This window comes from Pseudomonas tremae (assembly GCF_023278125.1).
In the GTDB taxonomy this organism is placed as follows: Bacteria; Pseudomonadota; Gammaproteobacteria; order Pseudomonadales; family Pseudomonadaceae; genus Aquipseudomonas; species Aquipseudomonas tremae.
Genome location: NZ_CP066270.1, coordinates 1,386,993 through 1,409,990, shown reverse-complemented (window position 1 = coordinate 1,409,990; position 22,998 = coordinate 1,386,993). Strand labels below are relative to the sequence as shown.

The following is a 22,998-nucleotide window of genomic DNA, read 5'->3' as shown; positions in this document are numbered from 1 at the left end:
GGGACTCCTTGGCTGGCGGGCTTTCGCCCTACTACTTGGCGGCGCACGGGTCATGCGTCACCTCTAGAAAAATATCCGAAAAGGCAGAATCGTCAAGCCGCGCGGGCTTCTGAACCAGAGAACCCGGCAAGAAGCATCGTCACGCCTTGACGGGCTGCGGCGTCCCCAGCACCAGACGCATCTGGCGCGTCAGGATACAGAGCATTTCTTCATCTGCCTGACGCTGTGGACCATGAAGCAGGCCTTGATACTCCATGCGACGTATGAGTCCCGTCAACACCTGTGCATCCTGATAAGGGTGCACAGAGCCGATCACTTGAAAAAACTGGCAGCTACCCTGCAGCAGAATTTCCTGATGGGCCATGACCAGCGGGGTCAAGCGCGGATTGATCAGCGCTTCATGATAAAAAGCCTGCTCGGCGATCAGGTAGTCACGCCGGGTCAGCAATTGGCGCCGGATATGCTCCGTCACCATGCGCGCAATGTCGTCGGCCAGCCGAAAGCGGTCGCTCGGGCTTCCCGAACTGCGGGCCATCATCTCGCGCAGAACAACCTCGGTGTTTTGCCATAGCCTGGCAAGGTAATCGGCACTGCGCTGAACGTATTGAGCGAAAGCATCGGTCAACAGATCATTGATGTCCTTGAAATAATAGGTCGTGGCCGACAACGGCACATTGGCTTCGGCAGCCACTGCACGATGGCGCACAGCGCGTACGCCGTCGCGCACCACGATGCGCATGGCGGCATCGAGAATGACCTGCCTGCGTTGCTCGCTGCCTTCGCGAGTGGCCTTTCGGCCTTGATACTTGACACTTTTAGCCACCGCACTCGCTACTCCGGCGGCCCCTTCTCTGGCAATCGTCACGACAGCTTCCTTTTAAGTCGCTCTGAAATGAGTCGCTCTGAATGAGTGATTCTGAAATGAGTCATTCTGAAAAAACACCTAAAAAAAAGCCGCCCATCAAAGGCGGCTGATTTTCAACTGACTACGCTTGCGGGCGCATGTGCGGGAACAGGATCACGTCCCGAATCGACGGAGAATCGGTAAGCAGCATCACCAGACGATCGATACCGATGCCTTCGCCCGCCGTAGGCGGCATGCCGTATTCCAGCGCGCGAACGAAGTCGGCGTCGTAATGCATGGCTTCATCGTCACCCGCATCCTTGTCGGCCACTTGAGCCTGGAAGCGTTCGGCCTGATCTTCCGCGTCATTAAGCTCGGAATAGGCGTTGGCGATTTCACGACCGCCGATGAACAGTTCGAAGCGGTCGGTAACGCTCGGGTTGTCGTCGTTACGACGGGCCAGCGGCGATACTTCGAACGGGTATTGAGTAATGAAGTGCGGCTGCTCCAGCTTGTGCTCGACCAGCTCTTCGAAAATCATCACCTGCAGCTTGCCCAGGCCTTCAAAGCCGAGCACCTTGGCGCCGGCCTTCTTGGCGATGGCACGCGCTTTGTCGACGTCCTGCAGATCGGCCGCAGTCAGATCAGGGTTGTACTTGAGGATCGAATCGAACACCGACAGGCGCACGAAAGGCTCGCCGAAGTGGAACACCTTGTCGCCATAGGGCACATCGGTGCTGCCCAGAACCAGTTGCGCCAGTTCACGGAACAGTTCCTCGGTGAGGTCCATGTTGTCTTCGTAGTCAGCGTACGCCTGGTAAAACTCGAGCATGGTGAACTCGGGGTTGTGCCGGGTCGAAACGCCTTCGTTGCGGAAGTTGCGGTTGATCTCAAAGACTTTTTCGAACCCGCCGACCACCAGACGCTTGAGGTACAGCTCTGGCGCGATACGCAGGAACATTTCCAGGTCGAGTGCATTGTGATGGGTTTCGAACGGCTTGGCAGCAGCACCGCCGGGAATGGTCTGCAGCATCGGCGTTTCGACTTCGAGGAAGTCGCGCTTCATCAGGAAGCTACGGATATGAGCGATTACCTGCGAGCGCACGCGGAACGTCTCACGCACATCTTCGTTGACGATCAGGTCGACGTAACGCTGACGATAGCGCTGCTCGGTGTCCGTCAGGCCGTGGTGCTTGTCGGGCAGCGGGCGCAGCGACTTGGTCAGCAGGCGCACGCTAGTCATCTCGACGTAAAGGTCGCCCTTGCCGGAACGCGCCAGGGTGCCTTCCGCAGCGATGATGTCGCCCAGGTCCCAGGTTTTCACCTCGGCCAGGGTTTCTTCGGGCAAGGTCTTGCGGTTGACATAGACCTGGATGCGTCCGGTCATGTCCTGAATCACCATGAACGAGCCACGATTGAGCATGATGCGACCGGCAACCTTGACCGGAATCGCTGCCTCTGCCAGTTCTTCCTTGGTCTTGTCGACGTACTGTTTCTGCAAGTCGTTGCAGTAGCTGTCGCGGCGGAAGTCGTTGGGGAAGGCCTGACCCTTGGCACGCCCGGCAGCAAGCTTTTCCTTGCGCAGGGCGATCAGGGTGTTTTCTTCCTGTTGCAGGGCTTGCGGGTCGAGTTGTTGGTCGCTCATGTCTTTAGATATTCCATTACGGGTTCGCCCTCGCCTTGCGACGAGGGGCTTGAGGGGTCGGCTGACGGTTTACAGCCCTTGCTTGAGGCTTGCGATCAGGTATTCGTCGATATCGCCATCAAGCACCTTGTCGCAGTCGCTGCGTTCGATGTTGGTCCGCAGGTCCTTGATGCGCGAGGCGTCCAGAACATAAGAGCGAATCTGGTGACCCCAGCCAATGTCGGACTTGGTGTCTTCGAGGGCCTGGGACGCTGCGTTGCGCTTCTGCACTTCCTGCTCGTACAAACGGGCCCGCAGCATTTTCATGGCGGTGTCCTTGTTTGCATGCTGGGAGCGTTCGTTCTGGCAGCTGACCACGGTGTTGGTCGGAACGTGGGTGATACGCACCGCCGAGTCGGTGGTGTTTACGTGCTGACCACCGGCACCGGAGGAACGGTAGGTGTCAATGCGCAGGTCCGACGGGTTGATGTCGATTTCGATGTTGTCATCGATTTCCGGCGACACGAACACGGCCGAGAACGAGGTATGACGGCGGTTGCCGGAGTCGAACGGGCTCTTGCGCACCAGACGGTGAACGCCGATTTCCGTACGCAGCCAGCCAAAGGCGTATTCGCCCTTGATATGCACGGTCGCGCCCTTGATGCCGGCAACTTCACCGGCAGACAGCTCCATGATGGTGGCGTCGAAACCGCGTTTGTCGGCCCAGCGCAGGTACATGCGCAAGAGGATGTTGGCCCAGTCCTGGGCTTCGGTGCCACCGGAACCGGCCTGGATATCCAGATAGGCGTTGTTGGGGTCCATTTCGCCACTGAACATGCGGCGGAATTCGAGCTTTTCCAGCGACGCACGCAAACGCTCGACTTCGGCAGCCACATCATCGACGGCGGCTTGGTCTTCTTCTTCGGCGGACATCAGCAGCAGGTCTTTGGCATCGACCAGTCCGGAGGACATTTCGTCCAGGGTTTCGACGATCTGCGCCAGCAAAGAGCGCTCGCGCCCCAGCTCTTGGGCGTAGGCCGGGTTGTTCCAGACGTTTGGATCTTCGAGCTCGCGGTTGACTTCGGTCAGACGATCATGTTTGTGATCGTAGTCAAAGATACCCCCGAATGGTTTCGGAGCGCTCGGACAAATCCTTGATGCTGTTTAGGATCGGGTTGATTTCCATGGTAGGCAGCACTCGCAGGCGAAATTTTCAAAGCCGACGAGTATACCCCAGGCCGAGCCGCGAATGCAGCCCGTCGGACGGTCGTTGTGGTGTCTATTTTATCGGGGCTGTTGCGGTCAGCCCACCGCAACCTGATTGCGCCCGTTGTTCTTCGCCACGTAAAGCCCCTTGTCGGCATCCAGAATCAACTGACGGCTGGACATCTCCAGCTGCGGCGTCACGGTTGCTACGCCGATACTGACGGTAAGACTGGAACCGGGCGCCGGGGCGACATGCGGGATGTTCATGCTCGCCACGCTCTGCCGGAGTTTTTCGGCCAGCAGCCGCGCGCCGCCTGGCGACGTGTTGGGCAGGACCATAGAGAACTCCTCACCGCCGTAGCGCGCTGGCAGATCAGATGGGCGACTGCAACTGTTGCGAATTGCCTTGGCCACCTGACGCAGCGCTTCATCACCCTCAAGATGGCCGAAGTTGTCGTTGTAGGCCTTGAAATAGTCGACATCGATCATCAGCAGCGACAACTGCGACTGGTCACGCACTGCCCTTCGCCATTCAAGCTCCAGGTACTCGTCGAAATGACGACGGTTCGACAGCCCGGTGAGGCCGTCGGAGTTCATCAGTCGCTGCAACACCAGATTGGTGTCGAGCAACTGCTGCTGGCTGACGCGCAAGGCGCGATAGGCTTCGTCGCGCTGCAACAGCGTCATGTACGAGCGCGAGTGATAGCGAATTCGTGCAACCAGCTCGATGTTGTCCGGCAACTTGACCAGGTAATCGTTGGCACCTGCGGTGAATGCTGCGCTCTTGATCAGCGGATCTTCCTTGGTGGAAAGCACGATGATCGGGATGTCTCGGGTAAGCGGGTTGCTGCGGTATTCACGCACCAGCGTCAGACCGTCCAGCCCCGGCATCACCAAGTCCTGAAGGATGACCGTTGGTTTGATCTGCACCGCCTGGGCAATCGCCTGATGCGGATCGGCGCAGAAGTGAAAATCGATCGACTCGTGACCGGCCAGCCCGCGCCGGACCGCTTCGCCGATCATCGCCTGATCATCAACCAGCAGCACCATCGCGCTGTTGTCGTCAGGGGGGAGTATGTCGTCCTTGTGCAGGTCATCCATGGATTGTCTCCTGTTCGCCGACAGTCAGTGTTTGCACCTGAACAATCATTGGGTAAATACCTCGACAAGGCGAGGTGCAATGGTGAGCAATGGACGTATCTCAACAGCTGCATCGATGGCGGCCGCCGCCTTGGGCATGCCATAGACCGCAGAGCTGGCCTGATCCTGAGCGATGGTCAGAAACCCCCGTTCACGCATTGCCTTGAGCCCTTGCGCGCCGTCACGCCCCATGCCAGTCAGTAGAACGCCCACTGCCTCCCCACTCCAGTAACGGGTCACGCTCTCGAAAAACACATCGATCGAGGGCCTGTAGATTTCATTGACCGGTTCCGCCGTATACGCCAGCGTACCTTCCTTCAGCAACCGGATATGATGATTGGTCCCGGCCAGCAAGACCACCCCTGGCTGCGGCGTTTCGCCCTCTTTTGCCAACCGGACGGGTACACCGGACACCGAACACAGCCAGTCCGCCATGCCTGCGGCAAATACCTGGTCGACATGCTGCACCAGCACAATGGCCGGGGAAAAATTTGCCGGTAACGCTTTCAGAAGAATTTCCAGCGCCGCCGGACCGCCGGCAGAAGACCCGATGGCGATCAGCCTGTCGCGCTTTACCGACTCTCGCACCGGGGCTGCAACAACGCGCTCACGGCTGCCGCGCTGGCCGATCAGCCAGTCTATATTGAGAATTTTGCGCAGCAGTGGCAGCGCCGCTTCTCTGGGGTTGGGACCACCGACTGCAGGTGTGTCCACCACGTCCAGTGCGCCGTGCCCCATGGCCTCGAAGACACGACGCATGTTCTGCTCGCGGTTGACGGTCACGATGACAATGGCACAGGGCGTTTCTGCCATGATCCGACGTGTTGCCTCCACGCCGTCCATCACCGGCATGATCAAATCCATCAGGATCAGATCCGGGGTTTCTGCGATGCAGCGCTGCACCGCGTCGGCACCGTTGTTCGCCACCCAGACAATCTGGTGCGCGGGCTCGAAAGCCAATGCACGCCGCAGGGCTTCGACAGCCATGGGCATGTCATTGACGATGGCAATCTTCATCCTTGCGCGTCTCCTATCAGTTCGGCAACGGCATCGAGCAAGGCATCATCATGGAAACTGGCCTTGGCCAGGTAATAATCGGCGCCGGCATCCAGGCCACGACGTCGGTCTTCTTCACGATCTTTGTAGGAAACGACCATCACCGGCAGAGACTGCAAGCGAGTGTCGCGGCGCAACAGTGTCACCAGTTCGATACCGTCCATGCGTGGCATGTCGATGTCGGTGATCAGCAGATCGAAGTCTTCGGCACGCAGTGCGTTCCAGCCGTCCATGCCGTCCACGGCCACTGAGACTTCGTAGCCGCGACCCACCAGCAGCTTGCGTTCAAGCTCGCGAACCGTCAAAGAGTCATCGACAACCAGCACACGCTTGCGCAGAACATGATCAACCTGACGATTGCGTCGGTCGATGCGTTCGAGCCGCCCGGTGTTCAGAAGCTTTTCCACCGAGCGCAACATGTCTTCGACGTCGATGATCAGTACTACCGATCCATCGTCGAGCAAGGCACCTGCCGAGACGTCCTGAACCTTGCCCAGACGCGCGTCCAGCGGCATGACCACCAGCGTCCGTTCGCCAATGAAGCGCTCGACGGCTACGCCATAAACGGCATCACGCTCGCGGATGACCACGACCTTGAGTGCTTCTCCGGGGTTCTGGGCGGGCGGCCGGTTCAACAACTGGCTGGCCGAGACCAGACCGACGTGGCGTTCTTCATCCCAGAAGTGCTGGCGTCCTTCCAGTTGCAAGATGTCATCGGGCTGCAGGTCGCGCATGCGCTCGATGTGCGCGAGCGGGAACGCATAGGCCTCGCCGCCCACCTCGACCACCAAACTGCGCACCACGGACAGTGTCAGCGGCATTTCAATTCTGAAGCGACTGCCCTCGCCGGCCCATTGCTGCAGCTCGACGCTGCCGTGCATCTGGCGAACCATATGCTGCACGGCATCCAGCCCCACACCACGTCCGGATATCTGCGTGACCTTGTCGCGCATGCTGAAACCCGGCAGGAACAGAAAGCTCAGCAGTTCTTCTTCGCTCAATTGCGCGGCGGTTTCAGCGGGCGAAAGTTTGCGCTCGATAATGCTCTGGCGCAGCCGCTCAAGGTCTACGCCGCCGCCGTCATCGCTCAATTCAACAACCAGCAGCCCGGCCTGATGAGAAGCTTGCAGACGGATCAGGCCTTCAGGTTCCTTGCCACAGGCGACACGTTTTTCCGGTGATTCGATGCCGTGGTCCACAGCATTGCGTAGCAGATGCGTCAGCGGAGCCTCGAGTTTTTCCAGTACATCGCGATCGACCTGGGTTTTCTCGCCCTCGATCTGCAACCGGACCTGCTTGCCGAGTTCGCGGCCAAGGTCACGAACCATGCGCGCCTGCCCCGCCAGGACGTCGGCGAACGGTCGCATGCGGCAGGCCAGCGCTGTGTCATACAGCAACTGCGCGCGCTGCGCCGACTGCCAGCCGAATTCATCCAGCTCGGCCGTCTGCAGGGCCAGCATGTGTTGCGCCTGAGACAACAGCCCCCGCGCATCTTCCAGTGCCTTCTGTACATCGGCACCGGGACCGTCTTCACCAAAGCTGGCGCCCAGCACCTCAAGCGCACGGTCGCTGCTGCTCTGCAGGCGCTTGAGACGCTGCATGCCGGCCAGCAGCGGTTTGAGCCGCTGGGTTTCCACCAGCGACTTGCTCGACATGTCCAGCAACCCGTTCAGGCGTTCGGCGGTCACCCTCAGAACGCGCTCGCCGCCCTCTGTCACGCGCCGCTCACGCAGCGGCGTGAATGGCGGTTCCGGCTCGGGAGGCGCTGTCGGCGCTGGCGTACCGAGGCGCAAATCAGCGGCCAGCGGGTCAACGCCAGGGCTGTTCGGCACAGGTGTGGCCTGGGACGCAGGATCGAGCAGCTGCATCGCACTCGCCAGCAACGGATCGATGGGTGGCGCACTGACGGTGCGCGCCGCCCCCGCACCAGATGCCAGCAGCGTGTTGAGTCGCTCGACGTAGAGGTCGACATCGGGCTGGCCGACGCTGTTGCCGCCGGGCGTGGCAATGCGCATCAACAGGTCAGTGCCGGACAGCAGCGCGTCGATGTGTTCGGCCTGCAACAACAGGCGGCCTTCCTGGGCGCTGACCAGGCAATCTTCCATCACGTGTGCGACGCTGACACCAAAATCGACACCAACGATACGCGCTGCGCCCTTTAGCGAATGAGCCGCGCGCATGCAGGCTTCCAGCTGATCTGCCTGAGTCGGGTTACGCTCGAGCGCCAGCAGGCCCGCACTCAGAACCTGAGTCTGGGCGTCGGCCTCCAGGGTAAACAGCTCGAACAGTGAAGCGTCACGCATTTGATCTGGCGTCATGTGAGGCTCCGGTGTACCGCCGACAACAACTCTTCTTCGTCAAGCCAACGCAGGCTGCGGTCCTTCCATTGCAACACGCCTCGGGTGAAGCGGGCATTGGCATGTGTACCGGATGCAGAGGCAGCCTCCAGCACACTCTCGTCGATGGCGTGAATGCCGTCTACCTCGTCCACCGGCACGACAACCGGGCCACCCTCGACAGCAACGATCAGCATACGCGGCAAGATGCGCGATGACTGCGTTACCACTGGATTGGTGTCCAGGCCGAGCAGCTCGACCAGCGAAATGCACGCTACCAGCGCGCCCCGCACGTTGGCGACACCCAGCATTGCACGTGATCGCTGATGCGGCAGCGAGTGAATGGTCTGTTGCGGGGCCACTTCCGAGAGGCAGCTGGAAACCAGCCCCAGCCACTCCTCACCGAGGCGAAACACCAGAATCGATCGAGTCTTGATATCGCGCTGCAGCACAGAGCCCTGAAAGTGCTCCTGTTGCTCCTGAGCCAGAGCATAGCGATCCAGCAAGCGTGTGGCGGCAGCGGAATAAACTGCACAATTGCGGCAGTGGATATGCTCTGCCAGCAACGGGCACGAGCGGTCGCCGTGGATACCGATGCGGTTCCAGCAATCGTCGATGTCCTGCGCCTGATCATGGGTGAGGCTGGAAAAGCCGGACAGGCCCGTCATCAATGGTTTCCTTGTTTATTCGCACCACGTGCCGCACGGTCCTGCAAACGTCGGGCTCCGGCGCTGTCTCCCTGAGCGGCAAGCATCGCTGCCAACTGGGCCAGCGATTCCCGATGCTGGGGTTGCAGATACAACGCTTTCCGATAGAAACCCTGGGCCTGCGCCACAGCGCCCTCCACCTCGCTGAGGAGCCCCAGCCAGTAAAACACCTGCGCCGCCGGCTCGTGCTGCTGCAGGTAGCGCTCGCACGCCATACGCGCTTCAGTGCTTTTACCCTCGTTGGCCAGCGTCGCGATACTCTCAAGCAATGCTGCAGCCCCCGTACTGTCGGCGCTGGCTGTTGCCTTCACAACGGGTGCGAAAGCGGCGGATGTGCGAGCCGCAGGTGCTGTGCGCGGTGCAGGCGCTGCCGGAGGCGCAGGGCGCGATACGGCGAAAGCTGCCGGAGGCACCGGCACGACAGCCGCAACAGGCGCGTGACGAAAGGCAAATGACTGGGCGATACCTATGGGGCGCATGCCGATACCTGCCAGCAGGTTGCCCTCGGCAGGGCCGATGAACAGCAGGCCGTCTTCACGGGTCAGCTGTTTGAGAACCTTGAATACACGCTGTTGGGTTTGCTGGTCGAAATAGATCACCAGGTTGCGACAGAACACGATGTCATAGGCCACCTGCGTTGCCAGTTTCGGGTCAAGCAGGTTGCCGGACTGAAAATTCACGCAGCCGCGAATCGAGTCGGAAATCTCAAAACCGTTGGCCACCGGATTGAAAAAGCGTTCGCGATAGCCGATATCGCTGCCGCGAAACGAGTTCTTGCCATAAACGCCATGCTCGGCCTTGGCAATCGAAACCGGGCTGATATCGATGGCATCAACCTTGAATTGCCGAGGATCTACGCCAGCGTCCAGCAATGCCATCGCAATGGAATAGGGTTCCTCGCCAGTCGAACACGGCAAGCTCAGAATGCGCAGCTGACGCACGCCTGCGAGGTTCTCCACACGCTCACGGGCCAGCATGCCGAGTGTCAGAAACGACTCTGGGTAACGGAAAAACCAGGTCTCGGGAACGATCACGGCCTCGATCAGCGCTTGCTGCTCTTGAGGCGAGGTCACCAGCAGGTGCCAATAGGCATCGCTGTCGGGGCAATTGGAAGCGGTCGCCCGCTGGCGCAAGGCACGCTCGATAATGGCTTCGCCAACCGAGGTCACATCCAGCCCGATGCGGTCTTTCAGAAAGCTGAAAAAACGTGAATCATCAACTTTCATGGCGCGTCCTCAAGCAATTCGAGGTCTACCGGCACCACCGGATACAGAAGCTCGCGCACCGGTTCGCTCAACAGTTCCTGTACATGAATCCATTGCAGCAGGCCCTTCTCGTCTTCCCGGACCGGCCCCAGATAAGGTGACAGGCGATTGTCCAGGCCATAGGCCTTGAACTGTGAAACCGGGCAGCGCAGGGTTTCTGTCGCTTGCTCCAGAATAAGCCCGAGCAGTTGAGCAGGGTGGGCGTCGTCGTAGCGGTAGTTCACCAGAATCATGCGGGTACTGGTGCGCGCGTGGGCCGGCTGGCCGCAATTGAGCGCGCTGATATCGATGACCGGCACGATTTCGCCACGGTGGGCAAAAATCCCGGCCACCCAGTGAGGTGCTCTGGCAATCTTCTTGAGCTTCACCCGCGGCAGAATTTCGGCAATTTCAGTCGCTTCCAGCGCGTAACGGTCTTCACCGATGCAAAACAGCAGGAAGAGCTTGTTGGCGGTCACTGGCGGACCGGTGCGCCTCGGCGATTGCTCCGTCATTGTCCGGACTCAGACTTTGAAGCGCGAAACGCCACTGCGCAAGCCGACCGCAACCTGACTCAACTCGTCGATGGCGAAACTGGCTTGACGCAGTGAGTCGACAGTCTGGCTGCTGGCATCGGCCAGTTGCACAAGCGCCTGATTGATCTGCTCGGCGCCTGTGGCCTGCGCCTGCATCCCTTCGTTGACCATCAGCACGCGCGGCGCCAGCGCCTGCACCTGATGAATGATCTGCGACAGCTGCTCCCCGACCTGAGTGACTTCGAACATGCCACGACGCACTTCTTCAGAAAACTTGTCCATGCCCATGACGCCAGCGGACACCGCTGACTGGATTTCACGCACCATCTGCTCGATGTCGTACGTGGCCACAGCGGTCTGGTCGGCCAGGCGGCGTACTTCAGTGGCAACCACCGCAAAACCGCGGCCATATTCACCGGCCTTTTCGGCTTCGATGGCAGCATTCAGCGACAGCAGGTTGGTCTGGTCGGCAACCTTGACGATGGTCACGACCACTTGATTGATGTTGCCAGCTTTCTCGTTAAGGATGGCCAGTTTGGCGTTGACCAGATTGGCCGCGCCCATCACCTGATGCATGGTTTCTTCCATACGCGCCAGACCCTGCTGGCCCGAGCCGGCCAGAATCGATGCCTGATCAGCAGCCGACGTGACTTCGGTCATGGTGCGCACCAGATCACGCGAAGTGGCAGCGATTTCCCGCGATGTCGCACCGATCTCGGTGGTGGTCGCAGCCGTTTCCGTAGCGGTGGCCTGTTGCTGACGCGAGGTCGCGGCGATCTCGGTGACCGACGTCGTGACCTGAACGGAAGATCGTTGGGCCTGCGCGACCAGCCCGGTGAGCTCGGTCATCATGTCGTTGAAGCCGGTCTCGACTGCGTTGAACTCATCTTTGCGAGCCAGGCTGAGGCGTGTGCTCAGATCGCCGGAGCGCATGATGTCGAGAATACGTACGATGAGCTGCATCGGCGCCATGATCGAGCGCATCAGCAGCAGGCCACAGGCCGCCGCTGCCATGATGGCGATCAGCAAGGACAGGATCATGCTGACCTTGGCACTCAGCACCGCGCTGACGATGTTGTTGGTGGCTTCGTCAGCCAGTTGTTTATTGGCGACAATGAGCTCGTTGAGCTGCTTGCGGCCCGCCAGCCACACGGGGTTCACATCACCGAACAGCTCGGCGCGCGCGCTGGCGTAATCACCGCGATCATAGTTGGCAAGCACTTCGTTGAGCATGCGGGCATAGTCGTCGCGCCGCTTCTCGAAGAGTGCAAAACTGTCGCGGTCGTCCTTATCGAAGATAGATTTCTTGTAACCATCCATTTGCGTCTGCAGGTTCTCATCGAACCCTTTGTACTGATCTTTTTCCTGCTTGGTCAGCGGCCGCGCGGCACCCTCGGAGATCAGCTCCAGCGTGCGGATGTAGCTTTCGCCCCAGGCGCTGCGAACCAGCGTGCTGTAGTAGACGCCAGGCAGCGCATCAAGGCGGACCTGCTCCTCACTGGACTCGATGGACAACAGCCGGGAATACGACACGACCACCATCAACAGCATGATGGCAATGATGACGGCAAAGCTCGCCAGAATCCGTTGGCGCAAGGTCCAGTTCTTCACAGTCATCCCTCAAGAGTTCAACGACGGCGTCAGCCGTGTTCAAGATGCAGACCGATGAACGGTCCAGGCGGCGTGAGTATAGCCCAGCCTCCAGAGGCCGGGCGGGCGAGACGGGAATCAACTCGTCAGGCGGTTTAATCACACCCTTCAAATATTTTCGGCAACGCTGCGCACTACTTGAGCGCCACGTGCAACGAATAATCAAAACACATAAATAGTTAGCACTTGCGGGGTCAAACACAAACGTAAGCTTCGTCGCCTCCTCATTCATGACAAGGCACTTCGATGCTCGATTCATTACTGTCGGACGCTGCTCCGACAAACTCTCATGTGCAGCATATAAAAGACAAGACACCCGAGTGGCTGCTTGAGGCCGGACCGGCTGTCCACGCAACGTTACGCCGGTCTTCCGGGCGTTCACCGCAATGGCTGACGAACGCCCGTACGTCCAGTCCCGAACGGCTCGACGAACTGCAGCGACTCTACGCAGAACAGCGCCGCACCGAACAGAAAGTCCGTCCGACACTCGACGGTCTTTCTACCCTTGAAGACTTTGCCAGGCCCCTGCTGACGGAGGCAATCAAGGAACGGTTCGGTCTGGATGTTGACGTTACCGATACCTGGCTGTTTCACGCCAGTCGTGCAAAGGTCGATCAGTCGTTCGCGTCGGCCTCCAAAGACCCGATGACCGAGGCCAATACGGCCCTGAGAGCTGCAAGGCAGACCTTGCTCAACGCCGCTCTGCAGAACTTCGAGGCGTGGGAAACAGTCCCTGGAGCGATGGACCCGGATACTGGCACCAGGGCCGAAGTGTTTTCGTCTTGCGAAATCACAGGCAACTACATCGAGGGCAAGCCTTTGCCTGTTTCTCCCACAGAGTTTGCAGCACTGTGCCGCGAACTGGACCTGGGCGGCAGGTATCAGACGCATATCAAATCCGTCTTCAGCGCACCCTCGACGCCAGATGAAACTTCGGACTCGGCTGCCTCGAGACTGCGCAAGGACTTCATGCAACTGGAGTCTTCCTCCATCCGGCTGCAACTGCAGATCGCAACGCTTCAGGAACTGGTCAGTGAACCGTTGAAGGTTGCGTTACTGGAAACGCTTGCGGGCAGGCAAGGCGCCCTGCTCGATAACACGCCGTTAAACTGCAGCGTATTGTGCCTGGGGGATATAGAGCTTAACGGCCCCTTCGTCTTCGGCAAGAACCGGAACATCGCAACCGGGCTGGAAAAAATTGTCGTTTATCTGCCTGACGATCCCATTGCACCGCTTAAAGAATATGACTCGGTCGAAGTCTTCATGAACTCGCTGCGCGAGCGAATGTTCGTCAAAGGGTATCTGAACTTCTTCAAGCGTTTCATTCCGGCACGCCACCGCAATAGAGTGCTTGAACAGCTGTTAGAACGTCTGCACCCCAAGGTCACGAAAGGCAGCATTTTCGAGCGCCAGTGGCTGGAGCGTGAAGAAGATCGAAACGCCAGGCTGCACCTGAGGGAAACCCCGCTGAGCGGCCCGTTGCTGGACGAACTGTACGATCGCAAACAGGCCGTACTGCGTGACGACGCCTTGTTTCAGGGGGTGCCTACGGCGGATCAGGATCAGAAGACGTTCGATGAACGGGTGCAGTACTTCAAGAGCAAAGCGCTGGACGTCTTGAACATCGCAAGCTTTGTGGTTCCGGTCCTGGGCGAGCTGATGCTGGCGGTGACGGCTGCGCAACTGATCCATGAAGTTTACGAGGGCGCAGAAAGCTGGGCGAAGGATGAAAAACAGCAGGCCTTCGCTTATCTGTTCGACGTGGTGGAGAACATCGCCCTGATGTCCGCGCTCGGCGCTGCGACGATCGCAGGGGCCGGCATACCTGCGCTGCAAGTGCCCGAGTTCGTCAGGGGCTTGAAAGCCGTGGAACTGCCGGACGGCGCGACACGCCTGTGGAAGCCCGACCTCGCCCCCTTCGCCCATGACATCGTGCTGCCAGGCGGTCTGCAGCCAGACGCTACTGGCCTGTATACATGGCAAGGCAGGCAGTGGCTGGCGCTCGAAGGGAAAACCTATGCCATAGAGCCCGGCAAGAGCGGCGATGGCTACCGGATGACGCACCCCACCCGCCCGGACAGCTACCAGCCAGCCTTGCGGCACAACGGCGCAGGTGCCTGGCTGCACGAGCTGGATCGCCCACTGCAAATGGAGGGTCTGACGCTGTTTCGCCGGCTGGGGTATTCCAGTGAGGTATTTTCCGACACCACAGCCAGGCATCTGCTGAGCGTCAGCAACTCGCCCGAATCAGTTTTGCGTCAGGCGCTGACTGATCAGGCCCGCCCGCCTGCACTGCTTGAGGACACCGCGCTGCGTTTCAGGCTGGACCAGCAAATCGATCGGTTCATCGAGCAGATGGCAGCAAACGATGCAAGCGCTTCAACCCCTCTGCAACTTGAACTGCTGAGCCAGGATCCTCGCTGGCCGAACAACCGGGCGCTGACGCTGGTGGATGCCCAGGGCGCGCCTATTCAAACGTTCCCGCCAACGCAGGAGGCTGTTACTCGCGACAGCATCACGGTACGTGTCGACCAGCCTGACGCCCTGCGCCAGGATGCCCTGCGCCAGGTTCTGGAAAAGTTGAGCAACAGTGAAATTGGCACTCTGCTCGACGAAGAGTTCGGGGCCGGCCAACCGGGTATGTCAGCGCGAGTGACCACATTGCGGGCGCTACTGACAGCCCGTGCCCGCGCGACCAGAGCCTGGCTGTTCGAATCACACTACCGTGCGCTTGCCGTCGCTGAGGCAGACAGCGCGCAAACCCTGCACAAGGCGTTTCCCGGGCTGCCAACTGCTGTGGTGTACGAACTGACCCGCCACGCAACGCCGACGGAGCTGACCCAACTGACAACGGAGCGTCGCGTACCCTTGCGAATTGCCGAAGAGGCCAGCGTGTATCTGCAGCACGTCAGGCTGGCGCGAGCTTATGAAGGGCTTTATCTGACCTCCGTGTCCAGTGCCGATACCGACCGCCTTGTTCTGCACAGTCTTGAAGCCTTGCCACAGTGGCCGCCACAAATCAGGCTCGAGGTGCATAACCGCTTTTTCGGCGGCACGCTGGTCGACAGCATTGGCCCGCAGGACGCGCCGATTCGCAGGGTGCTGATAAAAGACGGCGACCTATATCAGGCCCGCGATGCTGAAGACCATCATCTGCAGGGTCTGGATGATATGTATTCTTCTGTGCTTCATGCACTGCCGGACGCTGAGTGCATGCAGCTGGGCTTTACCCATACCGGCCAGAAACTGGAGCTGGCGACGCTCATTCAGGACAATCCCCTGCCGCGCCAGGAGCTCGCCAAATTGCTGAACATGCAGGCCATCAAACCAGGTTCCAGGTCACCCATGCGCCTGGCTGACGGTCGGGTGGGCTATCCGTTGAGTGGTCGCAGCGAGACCGACTGGCACATAACCGACGAAAGCCTGCTGGACAAGATCCGCACACTGGAGCTGGAGGACGTGTTCCCGGAGGACATTCTCAGCCGCCTGCGTCATACCGGTTGGAATAACAGAGAAATCGACCAGCGACTCAATACTCTGCTGAGCGAGCAACTGGATTTGCGGGCAAGCCTTATCGCCTGGACAGATGAAATCATCACGTTGCCGCCCATGAGTCAGGCGCACATAGACAGTCGAGAGCGTATCAGCGACGCCATCTGGAACCATTGGCGCCTTAACAATCTGCCCGAGATCGGACGCACTTTCGAGCCGCTGCGTCTGCAGTATGTGTCCCTGACCGATTTCCCCCGGTATCTGCCGGACTTTGTCCATGCCCGCGTCACTGGGCTGCACCTGGAGAATATCTCGATCGAAGCAAGGGTTCAGCCGGGTACTGCAGTTGCGCAATCCGCAGAGGTGAGCCTGCCTCGCCAGTTGACCAACAGTTTCGAGCTGGGGCATTTCCTGCAACGTTTCCCCAATATGCGTTCACTGCACCTGATCAGCGAACCCGCCGCCGGTCTGGATCCGCAGTCGTCGGTCTTTCTCAACCTGCCCTATTGGGTGTCCAGCATGCTGCCGCAGTTGACCGAGCTTGGGCTGATCAACCAGAGCATATTTCTGGACCAGACGCAGATGAACCACTTTCGCAGCATGACTGATCTCAGAATGCTCGACCTCAGCGGCAATCGAATAGTCTGCGTGCTGCCAATGGACCTGAACTGGCTGCATCTGGATCGACTGGTGCTGGAGCGGGTCGGTATGCACCGCTGGCCTTCATGGCTGACAGATCTGCTCCCGAACAACGTGCGCGAACTCTCGGTGGCGCAAAACAACCTGACAGAGCTTCCGGGCCGGATTCTTGAAAATCCGCCCGGTACTGGTCGCCAGACATTGATCGATCTACGCGGCAACAGCCTTTCCCGGAATTCCGCGATACAGGCACGCATTACCGAGTCGGTAGCCGACCGCTCGTTCCGGTTTGTCATGGACACCCCCCTTGCCATACAGGCGGCTGTCAACATGCAGTTGCTGCAGGGCGCCGAACTGTCCGTAGCGCTCGATCAGTGGGTCCATGCATCAAGCTCGCTGGCCATTCCCAGTGAGCAGACCATCGGGGCAAGACGCCAGATCGGCTCGGTACTGATTGACCACTGGCGAACTTTCAGCCTGGGGCAGATCCACACGCCGCTGCGTCTTGCCGACATCGCATTGGCCCATTTCCCGAGAAACCTGCCGGAGTTTTTCTATCGCCAGGTGCGCCACTTGCACCTGAGCAGAATCACCGGGACGGTGTCTGATCTCGACCAGTTGCTGCGCCCATTGACTGAACTCAGTTCGCTGGAAATGAATGGGCATGTCGTACCGCTGGTCCAACTGCCACAAGCACTGCTGGAACTCAGATTCCTGCGCTCGCTGATCCTCAACGACCAAGGGATGTTGATCGGTCAACACCATATCGATTTCCTAAGTCGCATTCCGACCCTTGAGCGACTGGAACTGGATAACAATCGGCTGGGGGCCATCAACAGCGTGGCAGGCCTGCGAGACAATGCTCTGGCCTGGCTGTCGTTGAACAGTGTCGGAATGAGCGAATGGCCAGTCTGGCTGAATGACCTCGTGCCTGGGCCGCTGAGGACGCTGCTGCTGGAAGGCAATATGCTCAGCGAACTGCCGGATCACGTTCTTGCCAATCCTGAAAGCCAGTCTCATATGGAAATCAGCCTGCTGAACAATCCGCTCTCCGAAACAACCATACGTAGCGCACTGCTGTCAGAGCGTTACGGGAACGCTTACACCTTTGACATGGACGTGCCGCCTGAACTAAGCACGATGGAATGGGCGCAAGACGAGGATTCCGACGGCTCGCTGTCAGACTACATGTCCAGTGCAAGTCGCTCTTCCACTCCGGATCCAGTCACCGTGGAGCCCTGGCTGGATGATTCCAGCCCGTTGAACGGCGAGCGCCGACAGATATGGGAACAGCTTGAAGCCGGGGAACACACCGGCAACCTGCTGGAGCTGATCAGCTCGCTGCGCCACAGCGCCGATTATCGTAATACTGCCAGTCGAGCCGCATTGCAGGAACGTGTCTGGCGAGTGCTGTACACCGTGAATCAAGACCCGCCACTGCGCATGACACTCAACGCAATTGCAGAAGAGCCGCTCAGACTGTTCCGCAGCAACCACACGTGCCCGGACGGCATCCTGCTGGAGTTCAATCAGATGGAAGTTCTGGTGTTCACTCGCCAGACAGTCCAGGACATCGTGCCTGAACAGCGCGGTGCTTCACTCTACCGCCTCACTACCCGGCTTTATCGTCTGTCGGAGCTGGATGCGGCAGCGCGCGAACAGGCTGGCGGCAGAGACGAAGCCGAAGTGCGTCTGGCGTACCGCACGCGTTGGGCAAGCGCACTGGACTTGCCTGTGCCGCCTGAAGGCATGCTTTTCGAAGCCCATGCTGCTATTCAGCCAGGGGAACTGGACACTGCGCTGCTGCGCGTGCAGTCCGGGGAACAAGGCGCACCCTTTCTCGACTTTGCTGCGCAACAGGATTATTGGGTCGGCTACCTGCGAGAAACATACAGGGGAAGATTCGACGCACTCGAGCAAATCTACAGAACCGGGCTGACACGACTGACCGATGAGTTCGAACAGCGCAACATTACTCTGGACAGCGAGGAATATGAGGGGAGGATTCGAGAGTTCGAGGCGCACTTCAAGGATCAGCAAGCAGCGCTGATCAGAGAACTGACCAACGCCGAGGGACTGGAAAACAGTTGATCAGAGGGCCGGCTGATACCGTTGCAGGTATCAGTCGGCTCGTTGCCAAAGGCGGGCTGCTAGGCGTTTCTGACCTGCCCTTCCAGCTCGGCCTTGAGCCCGGGCTCAAGCTTCAACTGACGCGCCAGTTCGTCGAGGTAGGCGCGCTCCATGAATTGCTCATCATCCACCAGCATCACGCTGGCGATGTACATTTCGGCAGCCATTTCCGGTGTGCTTGCGGCACGTGCCACATCAGCCGGGTCCAGAGGCTTTTTCAATTCTGCCTCAAGCCAATGCTGCAGTTCCTGATCAGTACCCAGTTTGCTGAACTCGCCCTCAATAAGCTCACGCTCGCGTTCATCGACGTGACCGTCAGCTTTGGCAGCGGCAACCAGCGCTCGCAGGATGGCTTGACTGTGCTGCTCGGCCTCAGCCTCAGGCAGACGATCGATGGTCTGCGGTTCACGCTGGCCAGCAACACCCTGGCTGGCCTGCCAGTTGTTATATGCCTTGTAGGCCAGCACACCCAACGCTGCCAGCCCGCCGTAGGTCAGCACCTTGCCACCCATGCCACGCGACCGTTTGCCCTTGAGCAGCCCCATCGCTCCAGCGGCCAGTGCGCCGCCACCAGCACCGGACAGAAGACTTCCCAGCCCGCCCTGCCCTTTGCCCTGACCGCCGCCAAGCAAACTGCCCAGGCCATTCATGAGCGCATCGCCTCCCGAAGACGACTTGCCGGATTTGCCACTTGTCTTGTCCTGTAACATGCTCTGCCCGGACTTGAGCAGTTGATCGAGTAAACCACGCGTATTCACAAGAAACCTCCGATGGCGGTTGTCAGATGATTTATTGACCCGCAGGTTAACCAGAAGTCCCCCGCCCCCTCTCCCTGGTGTGCTTCCGAATGTTACGGCTGCTGCGGGCAACATCCGCTCATCCGCTCGTTCAACTTATTCTGCTAAATGCGTGCAACCCCGGCCTGCCGGGCAGGGTCAATAATGTGCGCTTGGAAAAACGCCAACAGTAATAATGCATCGATTTGAATTGATTAGTACGCTAAAACATGTCATTCGAATGCCTTGCAGTAAAATGCAGCCGCGAGGAGCTTGCCTGAGTTGATTTCCCCCATAAGTTTCCCGGCAAGTGACAGCAAGGCGGCTGAGACCATTCGCTCGAAAGACTGGAGCCGAACATCACTCGGGCCGATCGAGCGCTGGCCTGCGTCACTGAAAAATACCCTGAACCTTATTCTTAATTCGCCAGAGTCGATGTACCTGCTCTGGGGGCCAGACCTGGTGTTTTTCCACAACGACGCCTACACCCCGATCCTCGGCCCGCGCAAGGATGACGCAATCGGCGCGCTTATCCCGGACCTGTGGGCTGACGTCTGGGATCAGGTAGCCCCGCTGGTGATAGATGCACTGGAAGGCAAGGCATGCCACTTCAAGGATCTGCCGCTGAGCATGGCGCGCTACGGAGCGCCAGAGCAAACGTGGTGGACATTTTCCTTTTCGCCGGTGATAGACGAACACGGCATAACCGTCGGTATGTTTTGCATCACCAACGAAACCACCAATCTGGTTCTCAATCAACGGGCCCTGCAGGAAAGCGAACGCAAACGCCTGGACCTGATCGACGAACTGATCACTCTGGAAAAACGCCAGGCAGCTACGCTGGAGCAACGTACGCTCGAACTGGACACGTTCTGGGAAATGTCTCCCGACCCGCTGGCAATTCTCGATTTCAACGGCATTTTCCTGAGAGTGAACCCTGCCTGGAACGCGATCCTCGGTCGTACGGAAGACGAGCTGCTGGGCAGCTCGATCCTGACCCTGCTCCACCCGGACGACGTCAGTAATACAGAACATGCGCTGACCCACGCTGCAAGCCATGTCCTGCCGCTGTTTGAAAACCGCTATCAGCACGTTGACGGGACATATCGCTGGTTCGGCTGGACCGCTGCACCAGGCAACGGAATCATTTTTGCGCTGGGCAAGCACCTGACCCATGAAAAGGATCGCATCGAAGCCCTGCGCGTCGCACAGGAAACACTGATCCAGTCTCAGAAAATGGAGGCGGTCGGACAACTGACCGGCGGCCTGGCACATGACTTCAACAACATGCTGATGGGCGTGACGGGCAACATGGAGCTGCTGCTGTCGAGAATACGGCAAGAGCGCTTCACCGAGCTGGATCGCTATATCAACGCCGCCCTGGAAGGTTCAAGACGCGCCGCGTCACTGACCCATCGGTTGCTGGCGTTTTCACGCAGGCAGACACTGGCCCCGGTTGCCATCGACATCGACCGGTTGGTGGCCGGCATGGACGAGCTGATCAGACGAACCGTAGGCCCCGGCATCGATATGCAGGTCAAGCCTTCGCAAGGCCTGTGGTCAACCCTGGTAGACCCGCACCAACTGGAAAACTCGCTACTCAACCTGTGCATCAACGCCAAGGACGCCATGCCCGATGGCGGGCAGTTGCTGATTCGAACCGGCAATCGCAACCTGAATGCTGCGGAAGCCGCGAAACACGGGCTGCCTGTGGGGCGCTACGTGGAATTGTCAGTCAGTGACACGGGCAGCGGCATGGAGGAAGACGTCATCGGGCGGGCCTTCGATCCGTTCTTTACTACCAAGCCACTGGGCATGGGCACAGGCCTCGGCCTGTCAATGATCTATGGTTTTGCGCGGCAATCAGGTGGCGGTGTCAGCATCACCTCGAAAGTCGGAGACGGCTCGAGCGTCTGCATTTTGCTGCCGATACACGAAGGTGAGGCCCAAACCCCTGCGCTGGAAGATTCACTGCTGCAAGTGCCGATGCAAAATACCGGCGACGAGACGATTCTGGTCGTCGACGACGAACCCGCCGTCCGACTGCTGATTGTCGAACTGCTTGAAGACCTGGGCTATGCGGTATTGCAGGCCGAGCGCGGCGCTGATGCGCTGGGCATCCTGCAATCAAAAACCGCCATCGACTTGCTGGTGACCGATGTTGGCCTGCCAGGCGGCATGAATGGTCGTCAGGTCGCAGACGCTGCACGGGAAGTGAGGCCCGATCTGAAAATCCTGTTCGTGACCGGCTACGCAGAAAACGCCGCGCTGGCACACGACACGCTGGAGCCCGGCATGCATGTGCTGCCAAAACCGTTCGCCATCGCTGAATTGATCAGCCGAGTAACCGAACTGCTGGAAGGTGAGTGAAAAAAATGAGCGCCATATGGCGCTCATTTCATTCAATGCCCTGATCAGCAATCAATCGCGCAGATCAGACTCATGAATCGGCTGGTCACGATGCGTGGCGCGCTGGTACTGCGCAGGCCAGGTTGCCAGGCGTCCGCCCAGATCTTCATCGGCACGCAATGGCCAGTACGGATCACGCAGCAGCTCACGGGCCAACAGAATGATATCGGCCTGTCCGGTACGCAAAATATGCTCTGCCTGAGCCGGATCGGTGATCATCCCCACAGTACCGCTGGCGATCCCGGACTCCTTGCGAACCCGCTCGGCAAATCGGGTCTGATAGCCGGGGCCTACCGGAATTTCGGCGTTGGCGGAAGTACCACCTGAAGACACGTCGATCAAGTCGGTGCCCAGCGCTTTCAGTCGACGAGCCAGTTCGACGGTTTCATCGGCGTTCCAGCCATCTTCCACCCAATCGGTAGCGGACACGCGAACGAACAGCGGCAGCTCTGCGGGCCACACGGCACGCACCGCTTCGGTGACTTGCAGCGTCAGGCGAATGCGGTTCTCGAAAGATCCGCCGTATTGATCGGTGCGCTGATTGCTGATTGGCGAGAGAAACTGATGCAGGAGGTAACCGTGCGCGGCGTGAATTTCGACCACTTTGAAGCCTGCCGTCAGCGCGCGACGTGCGGAATCGACAAAGGCCTTGATCAGCTCCTGAATCTGCGTTTCGCTCAGTTGCACAGGCGCGGTGTGCTGCGGATCAAAAGCAATCGCCGACGGACCGACCGGCGTCCAGCCGCCCTCAGTCAAAGGCACATTGCCATGCTTGCCCAGCCACGGACGCCAGGTACTGGCCTTGCGCCCGGCATGGGAAAGTTGAATGCCCGCGACGGCGCCTTGGGCATTGATGAAGCGAGTAATGCGTTGCAGCGGTTCGATCTGCTCATCGTTCCACAGACCGAGGTCTTCGGGAGTGATGCGACCTTCAGGCGTAACCGCCATTGCTTCGCTGATGACCAGTCCGGCACCGCCAACGGCGCGGCTGCCAAGATGGACCAGATGCCAGTCATTGGCCAGGCCGTCAACACTGGAGTATTGGCACATAGGCGACACGGCAATGCGGTTGCGAAGGGTCAGTTGGCGCAGGGTGTAGGGTTCTAGCAGCAGGCTCATGGTGACCTCTCGTGTTGAAAATCCGGGAGTCCAGGCTCTGTTCATACAGGCAACAGATTCCACTGGACCGTCTGTTGTCGACAACCCGGC

At 59.3% G+C, this 22,998-nt stretch carries 14 protein-coding genes; 2 read left to right on the top strand and 12 right to left on the bottom strand.

Annotated features, from left to right (window positions below; genetic code table 11):
• Positions 1–139: 139 nt before the first annotated feature.
• The 10 genes from I9H09_RS06445 to I9H09_RS06400 all read right to left on the bottom strand — a co-directional run bounded on the left by I9H09_RS06445 (position 140) and on the right by I9H09_RS06400 (position 12,304).
• Positions 140–865: a TetR/AcrR family transcriptional regulator gene (locus tag I9H09_RS06445; RefSeq protein WP_024671803.1), complete on the bottom strand. Its 726-nt coding sequence runs from the start codon at positions 863–865 to the stop codon at positions 140–142.
• A gap of 121 nt (positions 866–986) precedes the next feature.
• On the bottom strand, positions 987–2,489 hold the full coding sequence (gene lysS / locus I9H09_RS06440) for a lysine--tRNA ligase (RefSeq protein WP_005891735.1): 1,503 nt from the start codon (positions 2,487–2,489) through the stop codon (positions 987–989).
• A 69-nt stretch (positions 2,490–2,558) separates the two neighbouring features.
• Positions 2,559–3,654 (bottom strand): peptide chain release factor 2 gene (gene prfB / locus I9H09_RS06435; RefSeq protein WP_096059895.1). Its coding sequence is split into 2 segments (ribosomal slippage): positions 2,559–3,581 and positions 3,583–3,654, totalling 1,095 coding nucleotides; the frame shifts between segments, so codons are not numbered across the junction.
• Positions 3,655–3,770: 116 nt separating this feature from the next.
• Positions 3,771–4,775, bottom strand: coding sequence for a response regulator (locus tag I9H09_RS06430; protein WP_024691332.1), 1,005 nt, complete (start codon positions 4,773–4,775; stop codon positions 3,771–3,773).
• A gap of 45 nt (positions 4,776–4,820) precedes the next feature.
• Positions 4,821–5,831, bottom strand: a complete 1,011-nt coding sequence (cheB, locus tag I9H09_RS06425; RefSeq protein ID WP_122346344.1) for a chemotaxis response regulator protein-glutamate methylesterase — start codon at positions 5,829–5,831, stop codon at positions 4,821–4,823.
• On the bottom strand, positions 5,828–8,188 hold the full coding sequence (locus I9H09_RS06420) for a hybrid sensor histidine kinase/response regulator (RefSeq protein ID WP_122323530.1): 2,361 nt from the start codon (positions 8,186–8,188) through the stop codon (positions 5,828–5,830). The genes cheB and I9H09_RS06420 overlap by 4 nt, the downstream gene beginning before the upstream one ends.
• Positions 8,185–8,874: a chemotaxis protein CheW gene (locus I9H09_RS06415; RefSeq protein ID WP_005891726.1), complete on the bottom strand. Its 690-nt coding sequence runs from the start codon at positions 8,872–8,874 to the stop codon at positions 8,185–8,187. The genes I9H09_RS06420 and I9H09_RS06415 overlap by 4 nt, the downstream gene beginning before the upstream one ends.
• Positions 8,874–10,139, bottom strand: a complete 1,266-nt coding sequence (locus tag I9H09_RS06410) for a CheR family methyltransferase (RefSeq protein WP_122346345.1) — start codon at positions 10,137–10,139, stop codon at positions 8,874–8,876. Before I9H09_RS06410 ends, I9H09_RS06415 begins: the two co-directional genes overlap by 1 nt.
• Positions 10,136–10,672 (bottom strand): chemotaxis protein CheW, encoded by a 537-nt coding sequence (locus I9H09_RS06405; RefSeq protein ID WP_005891724.1) that lies wholly within the window; start codon positions 10,670–10,672, stop codon positions 10,136–10,138. Before I9H09_RS06405 ends, I9H09_RS06410 begins: the two co-directional genes overlap by 4 nt.
• Positions 10,673–10,681: 9 nt before the next feature.
• On the bottom strand, positions 10,682–12,304 hold the full coding sequence (locus I9H09_RS06400; protein ID WP_055003411.1) for a methyl-accepting chemotaxis protein: 1,623 nt from the start codon (positions 12,302–12,304) through the stop codon (positions 10,682–10,684).
• 285 nt (positions 12,305–12,589) lie between these two features.
• Between I9H09_RS06400 and I9H09_RS06395 the strand changes: the two genes are divergently transcribed.
• On the top strand, positions 12,590–18,565 hold the full coding sequence (locus I9H09_RS06395; protein WP_122346346.1) for an NEL-type E3 ubiquitin ligase domain-containing protein: 5,976 nt from the start codon (positions 12,590–12,592) through the stop codon (positions 18,563–18,565).
• A gap of 59 nt (positions 18,566–18,624) precedes the next feature.
• Here the strand turns inward: I9H09_RS06395 and I9H09_RS06390 are convergent, their stop codons facing one another.
• Positions 18,625–19,362, bottom strand: a complete 738-nt coding sequence (locus I9H09_RS06390) for a tellurite resistance TerB family protein (protein ID WP_024671798.1) — start codon at positions 19,360–19,362, stop codon at positions 18,625–18,627.
• A 300-nt stretch (positions 19,363–19,662) separates the two neighbouring features.
• Here I9H09_RS06390 and I9H09_RS06385 point away from each other — a divergent pair, with 300 nt between their 5' ends.
• A complete protein-coding gene (locus tag I9H09_RS06385; protein WP_122312478.1) occupies positions 19,663–21,750 on the top strand; it encodes a response regulator in 2,088 nt (695 codons plus the stop codon).
• 51 nt (positions 21,751–21,801) lie between these two features.
• Here I9H09_RS06385 and I9H09_RS06380 read toward each other — a convergent pair whose 3' ends face one another.
• Positions 21,802–22,908 (bottom strand): NADH:flavin oxidoreductase/NADH oxidase, encoded by a 1,107-nt coding sequence (locus I9H09_RS06380; protein WP_005891720.1) that lies wholly within the window; start codon positions 22,906–22,908, stop codon positions 21,802–21,804.
• Positions 22,909–22,998 lie beyond the last annotated feature (90 nt).